We start from the raw sequence: 18608 nt of genomic DNA on the forward strand, positions 1-18608 counted from the left end.
TGGTTTTTTTATGGCTGCAGCTTGGGCTTAACCGGGTTTTTGAGCTTGTTCGCAATGAATCTGGTGCAAACGCCGTTCTTCAAAATCACTGCCAATTTCCATGGCGCTGAGGCAGCCACCCCAGACACAGCCGGTATCCAGTGCCATGAGATTGGGGCGGTTCATCAGTCCTAATGTTGACCAGTGGCCAAAAGCAATAATGTCATTCATTGTTTTTCGCTCAGGGCATTCAAACCAGGGGATTAATCCTGCAGGGGCTGCATCAGCAGATTCAGAGCTTTCAAAATCCATCACACCATCGGTGCTGCAGAAGCGAATGCGTGTCAGCGCATTCACAATCACGCGCAGCCTGTCTGCGCCAGACAATTGCGAATCCCACTGATTGGGGGTGTTGCCATACATATGCATGAGAAATTCTGGCAGGGCATCGCTTTTGATCTGCTGGTGTACTTCATCGGCCAGTGCTAGCGTGTCTGCAAGACTCCATTGAGGCAATACACCCGCATGCACCATCAATAATCTCTGGCCTGAAGCACTCTCTAGGCAGCGCGCCAATGGTTGCTGTGAAACCCAGTGCAATAAGTCAGATCGGTCGGGTGCATTCAAAATACTCTGCAGCGTGTCACGTTTGCCTGGTTTGCGAACACCATAAGCACTGGCCAGCAGGTGCAGGTCATGGTTGCCCAGCAAGGGTTTGACGGCATCACCTAGCTGCATGCAGCGGCGCAGGACTTCGGCAGACGCAGGCCCCCGATTGATCAGATCTCCCAGTAAATACAGAGTGTCGCGGCTGGGTGAGAACGAAATCTGGTGGAGCAGCTTTTCCAAAGCACTGTCGCACCCCTGGATGTCACCAATTAAGTAAGTGGACACTTTCTTTGCTTTCTTTGTAATTCAAGAGGAATACATCATTTGCAATGACTGGTATTCAATAGGCGTAGTGTAAATTGCAGATCAGGAATCTCAGTGGCACACAGCGTGCAGCAAGAGAAATTGAATAAAACTTTCCTATTAAATAATGGGGTTTTTATTTTTTATTAATACTTGTGTGTGCATTCATGAAAACACATTGGTATATATAATTTTTGCACCTAACTAAAGGAAGTACGACATGAGCTCTTATAAAGATCTTTTGAAGCAACGTGAAGCACTCGAAAAGCAAATCCAAGAAGCGCGCAAGCGTGAGTTGGCTGAAGCTGTCAGCAAGGTGCGTGGGTTGATTGATGAGTATGGTCTGAGTGCTGCAGACGTATTTCCTGCCGCGCGCTCGGCGCGCAGTAGTTCCGCTGGTTCCAAAGTTGCGCCTAAATACAAGAATCCTCAAACAGGTGAAACATGGACAGGGCGTGGTAAAGCCCCAAAATGGATTCAAGACCAGGACCGCAGCAAGTTTGAAATCTAAAGAGTCTAAAAAAACCCGCAGTAGCGGGTTTTTTTATGTGCCCACCGACATGGCGTTGTCATTTTTAGATAGACAGCAGATGACCTTCTAGAGTGGTTGATACCGTCCGGAAAATTAAAGGTTTGCGGTGAATGCGAAGCCACAAGTAGCTCGTCGCGCACCATACGCTGCACGCTCAAGTGCGACGAAGCAAGGCCGCGATGTATCAAGGATGGAGCCTATGGCTTTTGGGCACAAGTGTGTAGCGCTGGGTGTTGGGGGGAGCTTGCTTAAATACTGAGCAGATTTTGCGGCGTATCAGATTTATCTGTCTCTGTGAGTGCACGCCTCACGTATTTCAGCGCCACAATTTGGCGCATGAGAAAACAAGTACTGATTGCTGGTGGCGGTATTGCCGGTATGGCGGCTGCATTGGGTGCATCACATGCGGGCTGGGATGCACGCTTGTTTGAACGTTCGCCCCAATTTTCTGAAGTGGGCGCGGGGGTGCAGCTGGGGCCGAACGTGGTGCGACGTTTGCAGGCCTGGGGCTTGCAAAAAGCTTTGCAGCAAGTGGTTGCATTGCCCCAGCAACTGGTGGCACGCAGTGGCATCAACGGAAAAGTTCTGGCCAGTGCGCCGCTGGGGCAGTCCATGGTGGAGCGTTATGGCGCAGCCTACGTCACGATTCACCGCGCTGACTTGCACGGTGTATTGCACCAGGCGGCGCAGCAGCGCGCAGACATCTTTATCAACCCAGGGCAAGAAGTGAGTGAGTTGCTGGGGGCAGAGCGTGTCACCACCATTCGAACTTCGGCCAACAAGGTGGTGGAAGGTGATGCGCTGATGCTGGCCGATGGCGTATGGAGCAAATTGCGTGGTCCCCTGCTGGGCGACAGCAGCCGCCCGCGTGTGTCGGGGCACCTGGCATACCGCGCACTGCTGCCTATGGCAGACGTGCCTGTGGGCTGGCGCAGCAATGAGGTGACTGTATGGCTGGGCCCACGCATGCACGCGGTGCATTACCCGGTGCGGCGTGGAGAAATGATGAACATCGTGGTCATCATTGAAGGGCCTGCGCCGCAAGATATGGAGCATTGGGACCATGCCGCCAATGCGCAGGCGCTGGAGCAGGCGCTCAGGCATTGCTCGAGCAATTTGCAGGATCTTGTGCGCAGTGTGCCCGCTGCCGGTGGACAGTGGCGGCTGTGGCCCTTGTCAGACCGAGCCCCTTTGCAGGGGCCAGAAGGCATGGCCAGGGGATTGGTCGGTTTGATTGGCGATGCTGCGCACCCGATGCGGCCTTATCTGGCACAAGGTGCGGGCATGGCGATTGAAGATGCGGCAGAGCTGCAGCGCGCACTGGCGATGGATGATCTGGAGGTGGAGCTGCGCCTGCGCCGCTACGCCATCAACCGCTGGGAGCGCAATGCACGCGTGCAGGCGCGCTCCATTCGCAATGGCAATATCTTTCATGCCACCGGGCCTGTGCGCTGGGGGCGCGATCTGACCATGCGCATGCTCGGCAGCCAGCTGATGGATTTGCCGTGGCTGTACCGGGGCGATGGCTCCAGCGCCAGCAGCTTGTAGGCGCTACGTTCTGGCAGCTTGCAGCAAGGGCGATGCAGGCAGCAGCCGGTATGCCGTAGATGCCGCTGCCAGCCACAGTGCAATCGTGAGGGCTACTGCCGTGTAAGGCTCCCAGGCGTTGCGGATGGCCCATGCCGCCACGATGCCGGTGAACCACTGCATCAGCGCCACGCCCAAAAACATGGCCATGGTGAACAGGGACAGCGCCCGCCCTGTCATGTGGTTGGGGTAGGAGGTGCGCACATCGGCGTATTGCAGCAGGCCGTAGCCCGAGAGCATGGCCATGGCCACCAGGGTCAGCACGTTGGCCACCGGCTGCCGCCACAGCGCCAGCACCACGAACAGCGCTGCCATGCCCAGCGAAAAATGAACCAGCCATTGACGCCGGCGCAGGGTGCCGGGGTCCAGACGGCCGAAGACGGCTGGGCTGAACAGCGAAATCAGTGACACCAGGAAGGCCACATGCCCGCTGCTCACCAGGCTGAAGCCATGGCGCTCCATCAGCAGTGGCCCAATCCAAAGCCCGCGTAACGACAAAAAAGCGGCATAGCACGACATGCCCAGCACCAGCATGCCCCAGGTGTAGGGAAGGGTGAGCAGCTCTGCCATGCGGACAAAGGCCTGGCCCCAGGTTTCTTTGGCCGTGCTGGCGGTCTGTGGCAAAGCGGGTTCATGCACTTTGAAAAAGATCAGCAGCCACGACAGTACGCACAGACCGCTGAGCAGCCAGAACCCGCTGCGCCAGCCACCCATCTCGACCACCCATGCCAGCGGCGTACCGGTAAACAGCAGACCAAGTCCGCCTACACCCATGGACAGGCCCGAAATGAAGGCAAACCGCTCCGCCGGAAAGTGGCGCGCAATGAAAATGGTGCAGGCCAGAAAAGCAGGTGAGCAGCCCACGCCAATCATGAGCTGGCCCAGCATCAGCCAGCCATAGCTGGGCGCGGCAGCCGAAAGGGCAGAGCCCACAGCTGCCAGTGGAAAAGCGCACAGCACCGTGCGGCGCAGGCCGTACAAATCCATGCCAATGCCCATCATGAGCTGGGCGACACCAAAAGACAGGCCAAACAGCCCGGCAAATGCGCCCAGAGAGCTGGCGCTGATGCCAAAGTCCTGCTGCAGGCCCTGGGCCAGGATGGCGGTGATGGTGCGAAAGGCCTGGCTGAGCGCAAAGCCGCTGAGCAATGCCAAAAGCATGATCCACAGCTGACGCTGCATGGTGCTGGGTGCTGTGTTGGGGGTGTTATTGGGCACGTGGCTGTCTCCTGGCCGCAAGGGTAGCGCGCAGCGTTTACAAGAACTGTCTCCACTGTGTAGGGATTTGCCCTTGGCGGGGTCTTTGGAGTGGCATAAAGTGGCTGCCATGAGCACCCGCACCTCCACCTCTTCAGCGCCTTTGGTCTTGCACTACACCCTGCGTCAATGCGCCCTGGGGCAGGTGCTGGTGGCGTCCACGTCCAAAGGTATCGCAGCTGTATTGCTGGGCGATAGCAAGTCTGTACTGATCAGCGACTTGCAGCAGCGCTACCCCAAAGCGCAACTGGATACGGGCGGCCCGCTGCTGCACCGCTGGAGCGATACGGTGCTGGAGATTTTGGTGCACCCCACGCTGCAGCATGTTGTACCTTTGGATGTGGTGGGTGGCACGGACTTTCAGCGCAAGGTCTGGAAGGCGCTGCGCAGCATTCCCCCCGGGCAAACGCGCACGTACACCGAGGTGGCCAAGGCTGCAGGCCAGCCACAGGCGGTGCGCGCCGTAGCCAGCGCCTGTGCAGCCAACCCTCTGGCTGTGCTGGTGCCGTGCCACCGCGTGCTGCGCAGTGATGGCGGCTGGGGCGGTTACCGCTGGGGGCTGGAGCGCAAGCAGCAGTTGCTGCAGCAAGAAGGCGCTATCTGAAAATCAAAATAAATAGCTGCTTACGCATGTGCAGTAAGCTTTTGCGCATTAAAAGTATTTGAAGTTGTTGATAAGCAAGCGCTGATAGCTCTGTTTTTGAGCGTTGCGGCGCAAGTCTTTCAGTGTGCAATGCCCGGCAGCTCGGGCTGCGTTTGTTCGGTCGATGTGCGTTGCAGCAAGGCAGGTACGTGCTGGCGCTGGCTGCTTTGAATCATGTGCAGCAAGGCATAGTCGGGCTGGGGGATGTGCCAGCGTGTCTGTAAATCGCTGTGCATGCGCAGCAGCAGGTGCGCGGTCATCTCGGCATCGGCCAAAGCGCGGTGGGCTTTGTCGGCTGGGGGCAAATCCAGAAAACGCACGATGCGGCCCAGCGAGTGGCTGGGCGCCTGCGGGTACAGCCGGCGCGACAGCAGCACGGTGCAGGCAAAGGGCTGCGAAGCATCACAACCAGCGCGCTGCAGCTCGTCGACCCAGAACTTGCGGTCAAACGATGCGTTGTGCGCCACCATGGGGGTATTGCCGACAAAGGCCGCCGCCTCGCGCATGACAGCGTCTGCGGGTGGCGCTGCTTGCACCATGGCGTCGCTGATGCCGGTGAGCTGGGTGATGTTCCACGGCATGCGCTGGCCAGCGTTCATCAGGCTTTGAAAGCGATCGACCATGCGCCCTCCCTCAATCACCACAATGCCCACCTCGGCGGCGCGTGCGCCGTGGGCGGGGCTCATGCCGGTGGTTTCAAAGTCGATGATGGCGATGCGGTCGGTCATATGGTTTTGATAGCTTTTGGCGCTTGAAGCATAAGCGCTAAAGGCAGGCTCGCCTCAAGAGCGTTTTGCCTCAGATATGCATCGACCTCATCGGGCTGATTTGGCTTATAGGCTGCGCAAAACGGCGCGCACGGGCGAGGCGTCGGCCTGCATGAGTTTGAGCGGCAGGGCGATCAGTTCGTAGTCGCCCTCTGGCACGGCATCCAGCACCAGATTTTCCAGCACCCGCATGTTGCGTGCGCGCACCAGCATGTGGCTGTCCAGCGTCTGGCTGCTGGCGGGGTCAATGCTGGCGGTGTCAATGCCGATGAGCTGTACCCCCAGATCAGCCAGCCTCTCGATGGTGTGGGGGGCAAAGCCGGTGAGCTGATCGTCCCAGTGCTGTGGCGCCTGGGCATAGGTGCGCAGCAGCACGCGTGCTGGCAGATCGGGCGTGATGGCGTGGGCAATGTGCTGCCACTGGATCAGCGGCCCGCAGGCAATCGCATGAATGACCCGGCAGGGGCCAATGTAGGCGGCCAGATCCACGCCACCCATGGCAGCGCCTTGCGCGTCGTAATGCAGCGGTGCATCGGCGTGGGTGCCGATGTGGGGCGACATCTCGATGGTGCTGACATTGACCGGGCATTGCGGGCCAATGCTGGCTGTCCAGACCTGGCGGTACGGCGTATCACCGGGGTAGACCGGGCTGCTGTGGTGGATGGGAGCTGAGATGTCCCAGAGCTGACGGGTGCTTGTCATGGCATGCGGGCAGTAAAAAAGCCTGTGAGCAGTGTGCTCACAGGCTTGCCAGTATGCAGGTGTGCGGATTATTTGGCTTGCAGCAGGCTACGTACGTTCAGCAGCACCAGCTCGTTGTCATCTTGCTGGTTGGGGTGGCGGCTGGAGCTGTAGGGCAGGTTGTTGTCGTTGCCCACCACGATGTGCTGACTGTCCACCACGGCCACGTTTTCGATGGTGAAGAAGGGAAACTGCAGCACGCCCTGGGTCAGCGGTTTGCGGGACAGTTTTTTGGGGTCCTGAATGTTGAGCAGATCAATGTAGCCAATCTTGCGCATCAAGCCGCCCACATTTGCCTCGCTCATCTCAACTTTGTACACGCGTTTGAAGGCGGGCAGTTTGCCAAAGCAATCGGTGCGTTTTTCACCGGCGGGGCACGCCTGATCAGGGGTGCCTTCACCGTCGTCACGCTCAATCACGAGGGCAGTGGTGGCGTTGATCATGTTGAAGTCGCCAATGGAATGCGTGGCTGCTTCCAGAGGGTACTTCCACTGGCGGCCTGTCCACTTTTTGCCCTGCACATCAAACTCCAGTGCGCGCAGATAGGTCACACTGTTGTCGCTTTCCAGTGCGCCGGTCTTGCTGTCCCACAGCGCGCCCTCCAGCAAGGGGTACAGCTTGCTGCCGTCGGGGCTGGCCGCCATGCCTTCAAACCCTTTGGAACGGCGCACAGGGTAGAGCACGGGCTTGGCATCGGGCGAAGCCGCTGTGCGCGCTGCGGGGTGGTCTGGCGACTGCACGGGCTTGCCGTCAACCAGAGTGTCAAACACCGCCAGCACTTTGCCCTGCATGTCGGCCTGAATCAGAAAGGGGCCAAACTCGTCACCAATCCAGAGGTGGGGGCCAACGATCTGCAGGCTTTCGGGGTCAAAGTCAGAACCAGTCAGGTAACGCTTTTCGGTGCCTTCCTGAGTGATGCGAAATGGCACCTTGCGGTCTGGGTCGTGCAGGAACACGGTTTTGAGCAATTTGAAATCGCCTTGCTTGAAGTCAACCTGATAGTGGCTCAGGTGCAGCATGAAGTCCGATGAATTGGCTTTGTTGCCAGCGCCGTTGTCAGTGATGATCCAAAAAGAGCCATCGTCCATGCGCACGATGCCCGAATGGCCCTGACGGGGCTGGCCATCAAAAGGCAGCTTGACCCCGGTGGGGCGGCCATCGGATTGACCTTCCACGCTGCCCAGTACGTAGGTTGGCGGTGTGGTGGTGTATTTGCCGCTGCTGCGCAGGTCAGCAGGAGCGTCTGCGGGAGCGGGCATGATGCTCAGCGCTGGCAGCACCGCGTGGCCCGCCAAAGTGGCCTGATGTGCTGGGGTGCTGCTGGCGTGGGACGGTGTAGCGATGCTTGCCAGCAGGCACAGGCTGGCAATCCAGGAAAGACGAGGGAGAGTGTTCACAGTGGTCACAGCAGTTGAAGGATGGTGGCAATCATTCAAGCTGCGTGTGTCACTGTGATGGCAGATTGAAGTCAGTTGGGTGTCACTGCGCGTGCACGGCGCAACAGGTAAATCACACTGAGCATCAGCAGCCAGGGCAGGCCAAAGGCCAGCGTCAGGCGAAACTCGGGTGTGAAGGCGGTGGTGATCAGTACGCCGCCCATCAGTGCCGCGCCCAGCAGCGTCAGCCATGGAAAACCCCACATGCGAAACGGTACGCGCTCCTGGCCTTCGCGGTCGCGGCGGCGGCGAAAAGCCAGGTGGATCACAAAAATCATGAACCACGCAAACATGGCGCCGAACATGGCAATCGACATCATCCACATGAACGATTGCTCAGGCCAGAACGCATTGATCACCATGGCCACGGCAGCCCCCAGGCTGGACACCAGAATGGCCGCCACAGGCACGCCATCGGGATTGGTTTTGCCAAAGGTGGCGGGTGCCTGCTTGGCGCGCGCCAAGCTGAACATCATGCGCGAGGTGGTGTACAGCTGGCTGTTCATGGCCGACAGGGCAGCCACCAGCACCACAAAATTGAGCACGCCAGCGGCGTAAGGAATGTTGATGATCTCCATCACCCGCACAAAGGGGCTGGTCTGGGTGGCCGCTTCTGTCCAGGGCACGATGGCCAGCATCAGGGCCAGCGTCAGCAAATAAAACAGCACCAGGCGCAGGACGGTGGTTTTCATGGCGCTTTGCACGGCTTTTTGCGGGTGCTGGGCCTCGCCTGCGGCCACGGCAATGGCCTCTACGCCCAGGTAGCTGAACATGGCCACAATCACGCCCAGCCACATGCCGCCCAGACCCTTGGCCCAGAAGCCGCCGCCGCTTTGGTAGTTGTGCAGACCGATGCCTGGTGTGTGGCTGCCAAAGACGACATAGGCACCAATCAGTACAAAGGCAATGATGGCGGCGACTTTGATGGACGAGAACAGGTATTCCGCTGCGCCATAGACTTTCACGCTGCGCAGGTTGATGCCAATCAGGATGGCCGAGAACACGGCCACCCATACCCATTGCGGTACTTGCGGGAACCAGTAAGCCATGTAGATGCCTACGGCAGTGACCTCCATGCCGACGGCAAGGACCAGCGCAGCCCAGTACGCATAGCGCAGCACAAACCCGGCCATTGGTCCCAGGTAGTACTCGGCATAAGCGCCGAATGAGCCGGAGGTGGGGTGGGCCACCGTCATCTCACCCAGACAGCCGATTAACAGCAATGCAATGAATGCACCGATGGCGTAGCTGATCAGCACGGCGGGGCCCGCAAAGCCAATGGCAAAAGCGCTGCCCATGAACAAGCCTGTACCGACTGCGCCCCCAATGGCAATCATCACCATCTGGGCGCTGGTCAGGTGTTGTTGCAGGCCTGTTTCGCGTTGTTGAATATCGTGGAAGTTGGCCATGTGCGCCCAAGGTTCTAGTCGAAACAAAACCTTCAAGTATCTGCGCAGGCGCGATTTATTGCACAGACAAGGCGAAGCAACCGCTCATGAATCGCCCGGATTGTCGGCCAGTGTCTGTTCCATGCACAGCACCGCCATCATCACGCCACCCACAATGAAAGCGCAGGCAATCAGCATTAACAGTGTGAACATGGTGACCTCCTTGGCTGGAAGCAACGGTTGTGACCAGTATCTGACGATGTGGGTGACCATGCTGCGAGGCAGGTGCTTGTATAGATGCAGGCAGTGAGATTACAAGGTCTTACATACTGGCGGGCAGGCCTTGAGCGTAGCGCCCCGGTGTCAGTGCGTGGTGGGACTTGAAGGCACGCTGCAGATGGGATTGATCGGCAAAACCCATGGCATGGGCCGCTTCAGCCAGCGGCATGCCCTGTGCCAGCAGGCGGCGTGCGCCATTGAGGCGCAGGTTCAGGCGATATGCACCGGGGGTGACGCCGGTGGCGTTCTTGAAATGGCGAATAAAGCGGGAGGCGCTCATGCCCTGGGCCTGCGCCAGTGTCTGCACGCTGGGGGCTGTGTCCGGGTGCTGGTGCCACTGCTCCAGCGCGTGCAGCACGGCGGCTGTCTCAGGCTGGGGAGCCTGCGAGGCCGTCAGCAGTGGTTCTGCGATGGCCGGTTGCGATAGCAGGAGCAGCAGCTGCGCTGTCCACTCACGGCCAATGGGGGCTGTACCGGGGCTTGTGCTGGCGTGGCCTGTCTCCAGCTGCTGGCACAGTGCATGCAGCAACTGGCGGGTATCCGTGGCATGCGTTGTACGCCGTGTAAAACGCAGCCCGGCAACCCCTAGCTGCGCATGCAGCCAGTCGGCCTGGATGTACAGCATGCGATAGGACCAGCGTGTGGCCTGTGCAGGGTTGCATGCATGCCAGACACCCGGCTCGATCAGTACCACGCTGCCTGCGGTCAGCAGCTCACAGCCGTCAGCATGCTGAAACAAGGTCTGGCCCTGGTCCACGATGCCCAGCGAATATTCGGCATGCATGTGCAAGCGGTAGCAATGTGGAGATTGCTGGCTCACGCGCAGCTCTGCCCAGGGCAGGGCGGCTAAGCGGTGGAACTGGTGTGGCGAGGGACTGCGCATGAGCCGTGCATCATGCCAGCACAGTGACCACACTGACGACCAGCAGCAAGGCCAGAGCCAGGTTCAAGGCTCGCTGGCGCCGGGGTGTATGCAGCCAGCGTATCAACATACGTCCGAGTGCCGCCCAGCACCCGACGCCGATCAGGCAAGCCAGCAGGGAGATCGCGCACAGCCACCCTAGATTGGCGTGTGGCAGGTGGCTTTGCGGCAATGCGTAAAGCCCCACGGCAGACAGCGCAAACAGCCAGGCCTTGGGGTTGAGTATTTGGACCGCGACCCCCTGGTTGAAAGCCTGCCATGGGCTGGGGTGGTGACTGGGCTGGACAGCCAAAGGCTGAAGGGCTGGTGCGCGCGCCAGTTGCCAGGCCAGCCAGAGTAAATAGGCTGCGCACAGCCATTGCGCGCTGTGTGCCATCCCCGGGTGTTGCCCCAGCATGCGGGTGCTTCCAAAGCCCATGCATGCCACCACGACAACGTAGCTCAGGCTGGCCCCCAGTACATACATCAGAGCCTGGTAGCCCGGCCCCTGGCTGCCATGGCGTAAAGCCAGCACATTGACAGGCCCGGGGGTGATGGCACCGACCAGAGCAAAGCCAGCCATTGCCAGCAAGCTCGTCCATAGAGAAGATGTGTGTAGTTCATTCACAGGCCGCACTGTGCCCAAAGCTGGCTGGCCGGTATTGAACAAAATTGCAGGCCAAGGGGCAATTTGGCGGGCAGCAGTTGCGGCGACTGGTGCACACCACAGATGCTGCAGGCCCCTGTACTGAATTTGGCAGGTGGCGCTGCGTTGCCACAGCCGTGGTGCCGTGGTGCCGTGGTGCCGTGGCGTTTGGCGCCAAAGGTCTTAGAGCAAACCGTTCTCTAAGGGCGCAAGCCCCTGGCGCTGACGCACGCGGTTGCATGCATCAGAGCCTGCTGCAAATTCACGGCAGGGCGATGGACGCCACTCGTAAATACCACAGGCCGCTTTCTCGCCGACTGTGCCCGTCAGCGCAGCGCAGCGGGGGCGCGCGTAGTCGGTGCCACGCATGCGGCACATGGAGGTGGTGATTTCATCCGCCAGCCCGGCTGGTACGCGCCCGCCATGGGTTTCAGATTCATAGATCGAAAAATCCACGCGAAAAGCAGCGCAGCAAGCGCCGCAGGTTAGGCAGGGGTGGGTCATGGACGTGGGGGCAGGGCAGTGGGCCGCGTGATTGTGTCCGGAAAATGTGGCCCCTTTTGCTGCAAGGGACTAGCCGTGTGGGATGGCGGCCTGACGGATGCAAAAGCCCTTTGCGCCACTCTGGTTCAGGCAGACATCAGGTTCAGCGATGGGAGTAAAAAGAAAATAAGAATCAAAATCAATTAAAACTCGTATGCATACTTTTTCTTCGGCGGCACCGCAAGCGGTGACTTCGCCTGCAAAGCCCAGCGGTGCTGTGACCGTGGTGGGGCTGGACTGCCTTGCGCCGCAAGTGCTGGCCCGTGTGATCGATCTGGCTCCTGCAGCCACTGAACAAGAGCATGGCTTGCTGCTGCGCTTGATGGAGATTGGCTTTTTGCCAGGGGAGACGGTGCGCGTTGTGGCTACCGGCTTCCCCGGGCCAGACCCGCTGGCCGTGCGCGTGGGACAGGCAACGTTTGCGCTGCGCCGCCACGAGGCCTCCAAGGTGCTGGTGCAGCTGGAGGCCACAGAATGAACGCACGCGAAGTACCCGTGCACTTGAACGCACCATCGGCACACAGCGAATCTGCACCACTGCGTGCGGCACTGCTGGGCAACCCGAACTGCGGCAAGACAGCCTTGTTCAATCTGCTGACAGGTGCGCGCCAGAAGGTGGCCAATTACGCTGGCGTGACGGTGGAGCGCAAAGAAGGCTGGCTGACCACGCCGGGCAAACGCCGCGTGCGTCTGCTGGATTTGCCGGGCACCTACAGTCTGGATGCGCACAGCGATGATGAGCGTATTACCCGCGACATCGTCACGGGTCAGCATGCACGCGAAGCCCCTCCTGAGTTGCTCGTCTGCGTGACCGATGCCACCCACCTTCGCCTGAATTTGCGCCTTGTGCTGGAGGCTCGCGCTCTGGGGCTGCCCATGCTGCTGGTGCTGAACATGAGCGACATGGCGCGCCGCCAGAGCCTGCACATCGACAAGGAACGGCTGAGTGCACTGCTGGGCGTGCCAGTGATCGAGAGCGTGGGTGTGCACCAAAGCGGAGCCAAAGAGTTTTTGACCTGGCTGGACAGCCAGGCGGCCCGCACGTTGCAGCCACCGGTTGCGGATGGGCGATTCATGCCCGAGGTGGGACGCAATACGCGTGAGCAACTGCTGGCCTTGCACCAGCAGGTGGCTGAGATCATGCAAGCCGCCGTGCAAGAGCCCGCGACACCCACACACCGCGATGACCGCATTGATGCCGTGGTGCTGCACCCGCTGTGGGGCACATTGCTGCTGCTGGTGACCTTGTTTCTGATTTTTCAGGCCGTTTTCAGCTGGGCCGAGCCCTTGATGGACGGCATTGAAAGCAGTGTGGCCTTTGCCGGCGAGTGGCTGTCAGGGGCGATGCCTGAAGGCGTGCTGCGCAGCCTGCTGGTGGATGGAGTGATTGCAGGTACCGGCTCGGTGCTGGTGTTCTTGCCGCAGATTCTGATTCTGTTTTTCTTTATTCTGGTGCTGGAAGACTCTGGCTACCTGCCGCGTGCGGCGTTCTTGCTGGACCGCATCATGGGCACGGTAGGCCTGTCTGGGCGCTCTTTCATCCCGTTGCTGTCCAGCTTTGCGTGTGCGGTGCCGGGCATCATGGCGACGCGCTCAATTCCCAGCTGGCGCGACCGTTTGCTGACCATCATGATTGCGCCGCTGATGACCTGCTCGGCCCGTCTGCCGGTGTATGCGCTGCTGATTGCTGCGTTCATTCCGGATCAAACGGTGGGCGGCATTTTCAACCTGCAAGGCTTGGTGCTGTTTGCGCTGTACATCGGTGGCATTACCAGCGCCATGGCGGTGGCATGGGTGGCCAAGCTGGGGCGCAGCAATCTGACCCGAACGCCGCTGTTGATGGAACTGCCCTCGTACCGCTGGCCCAGTCTGCGCAGCCTGGCCCTGGGTTTGTATGAGCGCGCCATGATTTTCCTGCGCCGCGTGGGCGGCATCATTTTGACGGTGAGCATCGTGCTGTGGTTTCTGGCCAGCTACCCGGGTGCGCCCGAAGGCATTACCGAAGGGGCCATCCGCTACAGCTATGCCGGTCAGATTGGCCACTGGCTGGAGATGGTGCTGTCGCCCATTGGCTTTAACTGGCAGATTGCCATCGCTTTGGTGCCTGCCATGGCAGCCCGCGAAGTGGCTGTCAGTGCGCTGGCCACGGTGTATGCCCTGTCGGCCACGGGCGACGATGCGGCTGCCCAGCTGGGCCCGCTGATTGCGGGCAGCTGGTCGCTGGCGACTGCGCTGTCTGTGCTGGTGTGGTTTGTGTTTGCGCCGCACTGCATCTCGACGCTGGCCATGGTCAAGCGCGAGACCAATGGCTGGCGTTACCCGCTGATCATGGCGGGCTATCTGTTTGGTCTGGCCTATCTGGCCAGCTTTGTAACCTACCGCATTGCCGTGGCGCTGGGGTGGGGTTGATGAGCGAAAGGGCTGCGCAATGTGGCAAGAATGGACGGTTGGTTTGATTGTGGCAGTGGCCGTGGTGTCGCTGCTGTGGCGTTATCTGCCTGCGCGCTGGCGCCAGCAGGCTGGGCGCATGCACCCAGCGCTGGCTCCGGCTGCGGCCAAAGGTGGTGGGTGCGGAGGTTGCAGTGGCTGCGGGGGCAGCAGTTGCGCGCCTGCTGCCAAAAAGCCCTGAGGCTTCAGCGCAGTTGAGGCGAATACATCGGGCCTGAGGCGCTGGTCAGCGTTTCAGGCCTTTTTGTTTTCCAGCGCGTAGCGGCTTTGCACCAGCCCGAAGTCCCAGCTGCGCGTGCTCAGATGGCGCAGTTGTACTTCGGTGTGCCCCGCACCCAGCGGGCCAAACAGTGGCAGACCTTTGCCCAGCAGCACCGGAATGCGGGTGAGGGTGATTTCATCGAGCAAACCCGCCGCAATGAACGATTGCACGGTCAGGCCACCATCCACATAAAGCCGTGTCTGGCCTTGGCGCTGGGCGTGGGCAAGCAGCTCAGCAGGCGTGCCCTGAAAAAGTTGTACGCCTGCAGGTGCGTCGGGCAATGCCTGCACAGTGCGGCTGAGTACATAGACCGGCTTGTCATACGGCCAGGGTGTAAAGCCGCGCACTGTTTCATAGGTGTTGCGGCCCATGACCAGTGCATCAATGCCCTGCATGAACGCGGCATAGCCACAGTCTTCGGGCGGGGTGATACGGGCCTGGGCTGCGTTCAGCCAGTCCAGATTTCCATCGGGGCGGGCAATAAAACCGTCAAGGCTGGTGGCAATGTAGGCGTAACAGGGCATGGTTTGGCTCAATTCAGACAGGGGACGTGGTGCTTGCTGACAGCCATTTTCCGCCATGAATGGTGTTGCAGACCCAGATGCCAAGGGGCCAGCAACTATTTATGCCTGTGTACAGCCTTGTATGGTTGATGGCCAGCCAGCTGCGATCTGCCAGGCAGTACTGCCTTCGATCAGGCGCTTTCCAGCCACGGCGTTATTTCATGCTCTTGCAGCGCAGGCAGTCCAAATTTTTCGCGGGTGTCGTGGCAGCCATAAGAGGCAAAGGGAAAGTCGCGGCACGGGCGTGAGCGCTGCTCATAAATGCCGCAGCCCACACAGCCTTCGCCCAGATGGGGCAGATCGCTCAGTGCGGCGCATCGCACGGGGTGCTGTTCGGTGCCGTTCATGCGGGCGCGGTTGCCTTTGGCGGGCACTTCATGGGCCAGATGGTCGGGCACGGTGCCGCCCATGGATTGCAGCTCGTAAATGGAAAACTCGACGCGGTAGTTCTGGCAGCACTTGCCGCACAGCAGGCAAGGGTGAATGGCTTCGGACATGGTGGGGGAAGCGGTGAAGAGCTTGGTTTCGATAGGCAAAAAAATTAAGGCGCACAGCAGACATCGCCGTGTCGCGGGTGGACGCCTAACTGCATAAGCAAGGCACAGACCAGCCCACGGCAAAGCGCATGCATGCCATGTGAAAAAAGTAAGAAAAGGCCCTAGGTGTGGCCGAGCAGGTAGCGCGGCGTTTTCAGCAAGTGGCTGCAGGCGATGGAGTGCAGCGCGCTGCTGCAGCGTGACATGCGGCGCAGATCCAGGGTGCGCGTACCGCTGGCTGAGCAGGAAAAGGGGCGCTGGCCGCGCAGGACTGTGATGGTGCTGCGGGGTTTAAATAAAAAAAGAGCTGCTAACGCTGATCCTGCCTTGCTTTGCAAACGAAAGACGTGTGAAAGCTTTAGCAGGCGCGCGTAAGCAGCTCCTGTTTTTGTGAGAGGCGTGCAAAAGGCGCGCATCACGTTCATGGCATGGCGATAGGCGTTAATCCGCCTGCTTGCCCAGCAGCAGGTACTCCATGAGCGCCTTTTGCACGTGCATGCGGTTTTCTGCCTCGTCCCAGACCACGGACTGCGGGCCGTCAATCACATCGGCCTGTACCTCTTCCCCGCGGTGGGCAGGCAGGCAGTGCATGAACACGGCTTCGGGCTTGGCGGCGGCCATCATTTCCTGGTCCACACACCAGTCGGCAAATGCCTTCTTGCGTGCTTCGTTTTCAGCCTCGTAGCCCATGCTGGTCCACACGTCGGTGGTGACCAGATCAGCACCCTTGCACGCTTGCAGCGGGTCTTTGAACACTTCATAGCAGCCTGGGTTGACGGGCTTGCCACTGAAGGCCAACTGCTCGTTCACTTCATAGCCGCCGGGCGTAGACAGGTGCACCTTGAAGCCCAGCAGGTCTGCTGCCTGCAGCCAGGTGTTGGCCATGTTGTTGCCATCGCCCACCCAGGCGACAACCTTGCCCTTGATGGAGCCGCGGTGCTCAATGAAGGTAAAGATGTCGGCCAGAATCTGGCAGGGGTGGAACTCGTTGGTCAGGCCATTGATGACGGGCACGCGCGAATATTGGGCAAAGCGCTCAATCTTGTCCTGGCCATAGGTGCGGATCATGACCAGGTCGGTCATGCGGCTGATGACACGGGCGCTGTCTTCAATCGGCTCAGCGCGGCCCAGCTGGCTGTCGCCCGTGGTCAGGTGAACAACGGAGCCACCCAGCTGGTACATGCCGGCTTCAAAGCTGACACGGGTGCGGGTGCTGGCCTTCTCGAAAATCATGGCCAGCGTGCGGTCGCTGAGCGTGTGGTGCTTTTCGTAGCCCTTGAACTTTTGCTTGATCAAGGCGGCGCGGGTCAGCAGGTAGTCGTATTCGTCGGCGCTAAAGTCGCTAAATTGCAGGTAATGCTTCATGCACGATTCCTTGGGGTCAGGCAGCCAGCAAGGCTTGTACCAGAGGTTTGAGCTTGGCGACGATTTCGTCTGCTTCGGCTTCGCTCAGGATCAGTGGTGGCACGATGCGGATCACGGTCTCAGAGGTCACGCTCAGCAGCAGACCGGCTTCAGCGGCCTGACCGATCAGCTGGCCGCAGGGTTTGGCCAGCTCCACGCCAATCATCAGGCCCTGGCCGCGCACTTCGACAAAGCCTTCAATGCCACCCAGCTCGGCTTGCAGCTTGGCCTTCAGGTAGTCACCCACCTGGGTGGAGTGGGCCAGCAAGCCATCTTCTTCCATGATGCGGATGGTTTCGACCCCTGCACGCATGGCCAGCGGGTTGCCACCAAAGGTAGAGCCGTGGTTGCCCGCCTTGAGCACTTCGGCAGCCGCCTTGTGTGCAACGACAGCACCAATCGGCACGCCCGAGCCCAGGCCCTTGGCCAGGGTCATGACATCGGCCGTGATGTCAGCCCACTGGTGGGCAAACCACTTGCCGGTGCGGCCCATGCCGGCTTGCACCTCGTCCATGATCAGCAGCCAGCCATTGGCATCGCACAGTGCGCGCACCTTCTTGAGGTAGTCGGCACGCATGGGGTGCAGGCCGCCTTCGCCCTGGATGGGCTCCATCATCACGGCCACAATGTTGGGGTTGCCTTCGGTGGCCTCGACAAGTGCTTCGTAGTCGTTGGGGGCCACACGGGTGAAACCGTCCAGCAAGGGGCCAAACCCATTGCGCACTTTGGGGTTGGCGGTGGCGCTCATGGTGGCAATCGAGCGGCCATGGAATGCATGGTCATAGACCACGATTTCAGGCTTTTCAATGCCCTTGTCGACACCGTACTTGCGGGCAATCTTGATGGCCGCTTCGTTGGCTTCCAGACCTGTATTGCAAAAGAACACATTGGTCATGCCTGCACGCTCAGTCAGCAGCGCGGCCAGTGTTTCCTGGCCCGGCACATGGTAGTAGTTGGATGTGTGGATGAGCTTGGTCAGCTGCTCTTGCAGCGCGGGCACCAGCTTGGGGTGGTTGTGGCCCAGTGTGTTCACGGCAATGCCACCCAGTGCATCCAGATATTCCTTGCCGTTCACATCCCATACTCGGCAGCCTCGGCCGTGCTCCAGCGCGATAGGTACGCGGCCGTAGGTGGGCATTACGTGGGGCGAGGCAGCCTCAATGTGAGCGGTCATTACATCAATCTCCGGATATGACAGTCGTGGCACAACTTTTGCGAGCTTCAACAAAAGACAAGAGAACGATTCTAGGGCCCTGCAAGCAAGGCCACATGCTTTTGCTGCATATTTGGATGAATCCTCTACATGGTTTCAATCCCCCGTGCCATGTTCCTGTCTTATATAAGAGTTAGAATTGCGACCATGGTGTCCACGATGGCGATCCCGATTGGCACCCTTTTTACCCAGATTTACCCTGATGGTTTCCCCAAGCTCCAAAGAACTGTTCATCCAAGGCGTGACCTTGGACGGAAAAACCTTTCGCCCCAGTGACTGGGCCGAACGATTGGCGGGAGTGATGAGTCAGTTTCGCCCCGGTGGTGCCCAGCGCGGCAGCCATCTGGGTTATTCCACATGGTGCATCCCTACCACGATGAACGGCATCAAGTGCGTGGTGGTGCACCGCGACTTGCAGGCCCATGAACCCATGGCCTGGGATTTTGTACTGAACTTCGCCCGCGATAACCATCTGCAAGTGGCAGAGGCCTGCCTGATTCCTGACGAGGCCCCTGATCGCAAGAAGGGGTGAGCCCCTCTCGACTGCATGGACACGCTGTACCAGCCAAGG

The 18608-nt window shown here is 59.7% G+C and carries 21 protein-coding genes; 7 read left to right on the forward strand and 14 right to left on the reverse strand.

What is annotated here, in order from left to right; translation table 11 throughout:
- Positions 1–27 precede the first annotated feature (27 nt).
- On the reverse strand, positions 28–873 hold the full coding sequence (locus H9646_RS11940) for a symmetrical bis(5'-nucleosyl)-tetraphosphatase (RefSeq protein WP_191723581.1): 846 nt from the start codon (positions 871–873) through the stop codon (positions 28–30).
- Positions 874–1111: 238 nt separating this feature from the next.
- Between H9646_RS11940 and H9646_RS11945 the strand changes: the two genes are divergently transcribed.
- Together H9646_RS11945 and H9646_RS11950 are read left to right on the forward strand one after the other, a co-directional pair.
- Entirely contained in the window at positions 1112–1402 is a 291-nt protein-coding gene (locus tag H9646_RS11945) for an H-NS histone family protein (protein ID WP_191723582.1), read from the forward strand.
- A gap of 357 nt (positions 1403–1759) precedes the next feature.
- Complete coding sequence (locus H9646_RS11950; RefSeq protein ID WP_191723583.1) at positions 1760–2971, forward strand: FAD-dependent monooxygenase; 1212 nt, start codon at positions 1760–1762, stop codon at positions 2969–2971.
- Between the two features lie 3 nt (positions 2972–2974).
- Here the strand turns inward: H9646_RS11950 and H9646_RS11955 are convergent, their stop codons facing one another.
- Positions 2975–4192, reverse strand: coding sequence for an MFS transporter (locus tag H9646_RS11955; protein WP_225214173.1), 1218 nt, complete (start codon positions 4190–4192; stop codon positions 2975–2977).
- Between the two features lie 145 nt (positions 4193–4337).
- On the opposite strand from H9646_RS11955, the gene H9646_RS11960 reads away from it, so the two are divergent.
- Complete coding sequence (locus H9646_RS11960) at positions 4338–4871, forward strand: methylated-DNA--[protein]-cysteine S-methyltransferase (RefSeq protein WP_191723584.1); 534 nt, start codon at positions 4338–4340, stop codon at positions 4869–4871.
- A gap of 119 nt (positions 4872–4990) precedes the next feature.
- On the opposite strand, the gene H9646_RS11965 is transcribed toward H9646_RS11960, so the two are convergent.
- From H9646_RS11965 to H9646_RS11995, 7 genes are all read right to left on the reverse strand, one after another.
- Positions 4991–5638 (reverse strand): 3'-5' exonuclease, encoded by a 648-nt coding sequence (locus tag H9646_RS11965; RefSeq protein WP_191723585.1) that lies wholly within the window; start codon positions 5636–5638, stop codon positions 4991–4993.
- 105 nt (positions 5639–5743) lie between these two features.
- A complete protein-coding gene (gene kynB, locus H9646_RS11970) occupies positions 5744–6379 on the reverse strand; it encodes an arylformamidase (protein ID WP_191723586.1) in 636 nt (211 codons plus the stop codon).
- 68 nt (positions 6380–6447) lie between these two features.
- The gene (locus H9646_RS11975; protein WP_404813100.1) at positions 6448–7815 is read right to left on the reverse strand and encodes an esterase-like activity of phytase family protein; all 1368 of its coding nucleotides are present in this window, start codon (positions 7813–7815) and stop codon (positions 6448–6450) included.
- 71 nt (positions 7816–7886) lie between these two features.
- The gene (locus H9646_RS11980; protein ID WP_191723587.1) at positions 7887–9263 is read right to left on the reverse strand and encodes an amino acid permease; all 1377 of its coding nucleotides are present in this window, start codon (positions 9261–9263) and stop codon (positions 7887–7889) included.
- Positions 9264–9564: 301 nt separating this feature from the next.
- Complete coding sequence (locus H9646_RS11985; RefSeq protein ID WP_191723588.1) at positions 9565–10404, reverse strand: AraC family transcriptional regulator; 840 nt, start codon at positions 10402–10404, stop codon at positions 9565–9567.
- Positions 10405–10414: 10 nt separating this feature from the next.
- Complete coding sequence (locus H9646_RS11990) at positions 10415–11005, reverse strand: LysE family translocator (protein WP_191723589.1); 591 nt, start codon at positions 11003–11005, stop codon at positions 10415–10417.
- A 246-nt stretch (positions 11006–11251) separates the two neighbouring features.
- On the reverse strand, positions 11252–11572 hold the full coding sequence (locus tag H9646_RS11995; RefSeq protein WP_191723590.1) for a YkgJ family cysteine cluster protein: 321 nt from the start codon (positions 11570–11572) through the stop codon (positions 11252–11254).
- Positions 11573–11765: 193 nt separating this feature from the next.
- Here H9646_RS11995 and H9646_RS12000 point away from each other — a divergent pair, with 193 nt between their 5' ends.
- Genes H9646_RS12000 through H9646_RS12010 form a run of 3 tightly spaced genes read left to right on the forward strand, consistent with a single transcriptional unit; the run spans position 11766 to position 14240 of the window.
- Positions 11766–12089: a FeoA family protein gene (locus H9646_RS12000; protein ID WP_191723591.1), complete on the forward strand. Its 324-nt coding sequence runs from the start codon at positions 11766–11768 to the stop codon at positions 12087–12089.
- Positions 12086–14020 (forward strand): ferrous iron transporter B, encoded by a 1935-nt coding sequence (gene feoB / locus H9646_RS12005; RefSeq protein WP_191723592.1) that lies wholly within the window; start codon positions 12086–12088, stop codon positions 14018–14020. Before H9646_RS12000 ends, feoB begins: the two co-directional genes overlap by 4 nt.
- 19 nt (positions 14021–14039) lie before the next feature.
- The gene (locus H9646_RS12010) at positions 14040–14240 is read left to right on the forward strand and encodes a hypothetical protein (protein WP_191723593.1); all 201 of its coding nucleotides are present in this window, start codon (positions 14040–14042) and stop codon (positions 14238–14240) included.
- A 53-nt stretch (positions 14241–14293) separates the two neighbouring features.
- Here H9646_RS12010 and H9646_RS12015 read toward each other — a convergent pair whose 3' ends face one another.
- The 5 genes from H9646_RS12015 to H9646_RS12035 form a co-directional block, all read right to left on the reverse strand.
- A complete protein-coding gene (locus H9646_RS12015; RefSeq protein ID WP_191723594.1) occupies positions 14294–14845 on the reverse strand; it encodes a dihydrofolate reductase family protein in 552 nt (183 codons plus the stop codon).
- Between the two features lie 170 nt (positions 14846–15015).
- Positions 15016–15381 (reverse strand): YkgJ family cysteine cluster protein, encoded by a 366-nt coding sequence (locus H9646_RS12020; RefSeq protein ID WP_191723595.1) that lies wholly within the window; start codon positions 15379–15381, stop codon positions 15016–15018.
- 161 nt (positions 15382–15542) lie between these two features.
- Complete coding sequence (locus H9646_RS12025; RefSeq protein ID WP_191723596.1) at positions 15543–15845, reverse strand: hypothetical protein; 303 nt, start codon at positions 15843–15845, stop codon at positions 15543–15545.
- A gap of 16 nt (positions 15846–15861) precedes the next feature.
- Positions 15862–16785: an ornithine carbamoyltransferase gene (argF, locus tag H9646_RS12030; protein WP_191723597.1), complete on the reverse strand. Its 924-nt coding sequence runs from the start codon at positions 16783–16785 to the stop codon at positions 15862–15864.
- Positions 16786–16801: 16 nt separating this feature from the next.
- Entirely contained in the window at positions 16802–17998 is a 1197-nt protein-coding gene (locus H9646_RS12035) for an aspartate aminotransferase family protein (RefSeq protein WP_191723598.1), read from the reverse strand.
- Between the two features lie 241 nt (positions 17999–18239).
- Here H9646_RS12035 and H9646_RS12040 point away from each other — a divergent pair, with 241 nt between their 5' ends.
- Positions 18240–18569, forward strand: coding sequence for a DUF3579 domain-containing protein (locus H9646_RS12040; RefSeq protein WP_191723599.1), 330 nt, complete (start codon positions 18240–18242; stop codon positions 18567–18569).
- Positions 18570–18608: the final 39 nt, after the last annotated feature.

It is taken from the genome of Comamonas avium, assembly GCF_014836675.1.
GTDB classification, from domain to species: domain Bacteria; phylum Pseudomonadota; class Gammaproteobacteria; order Burkholderiales; family Burkholderiaceae_C; genus Comamonas; species Comamonas avium.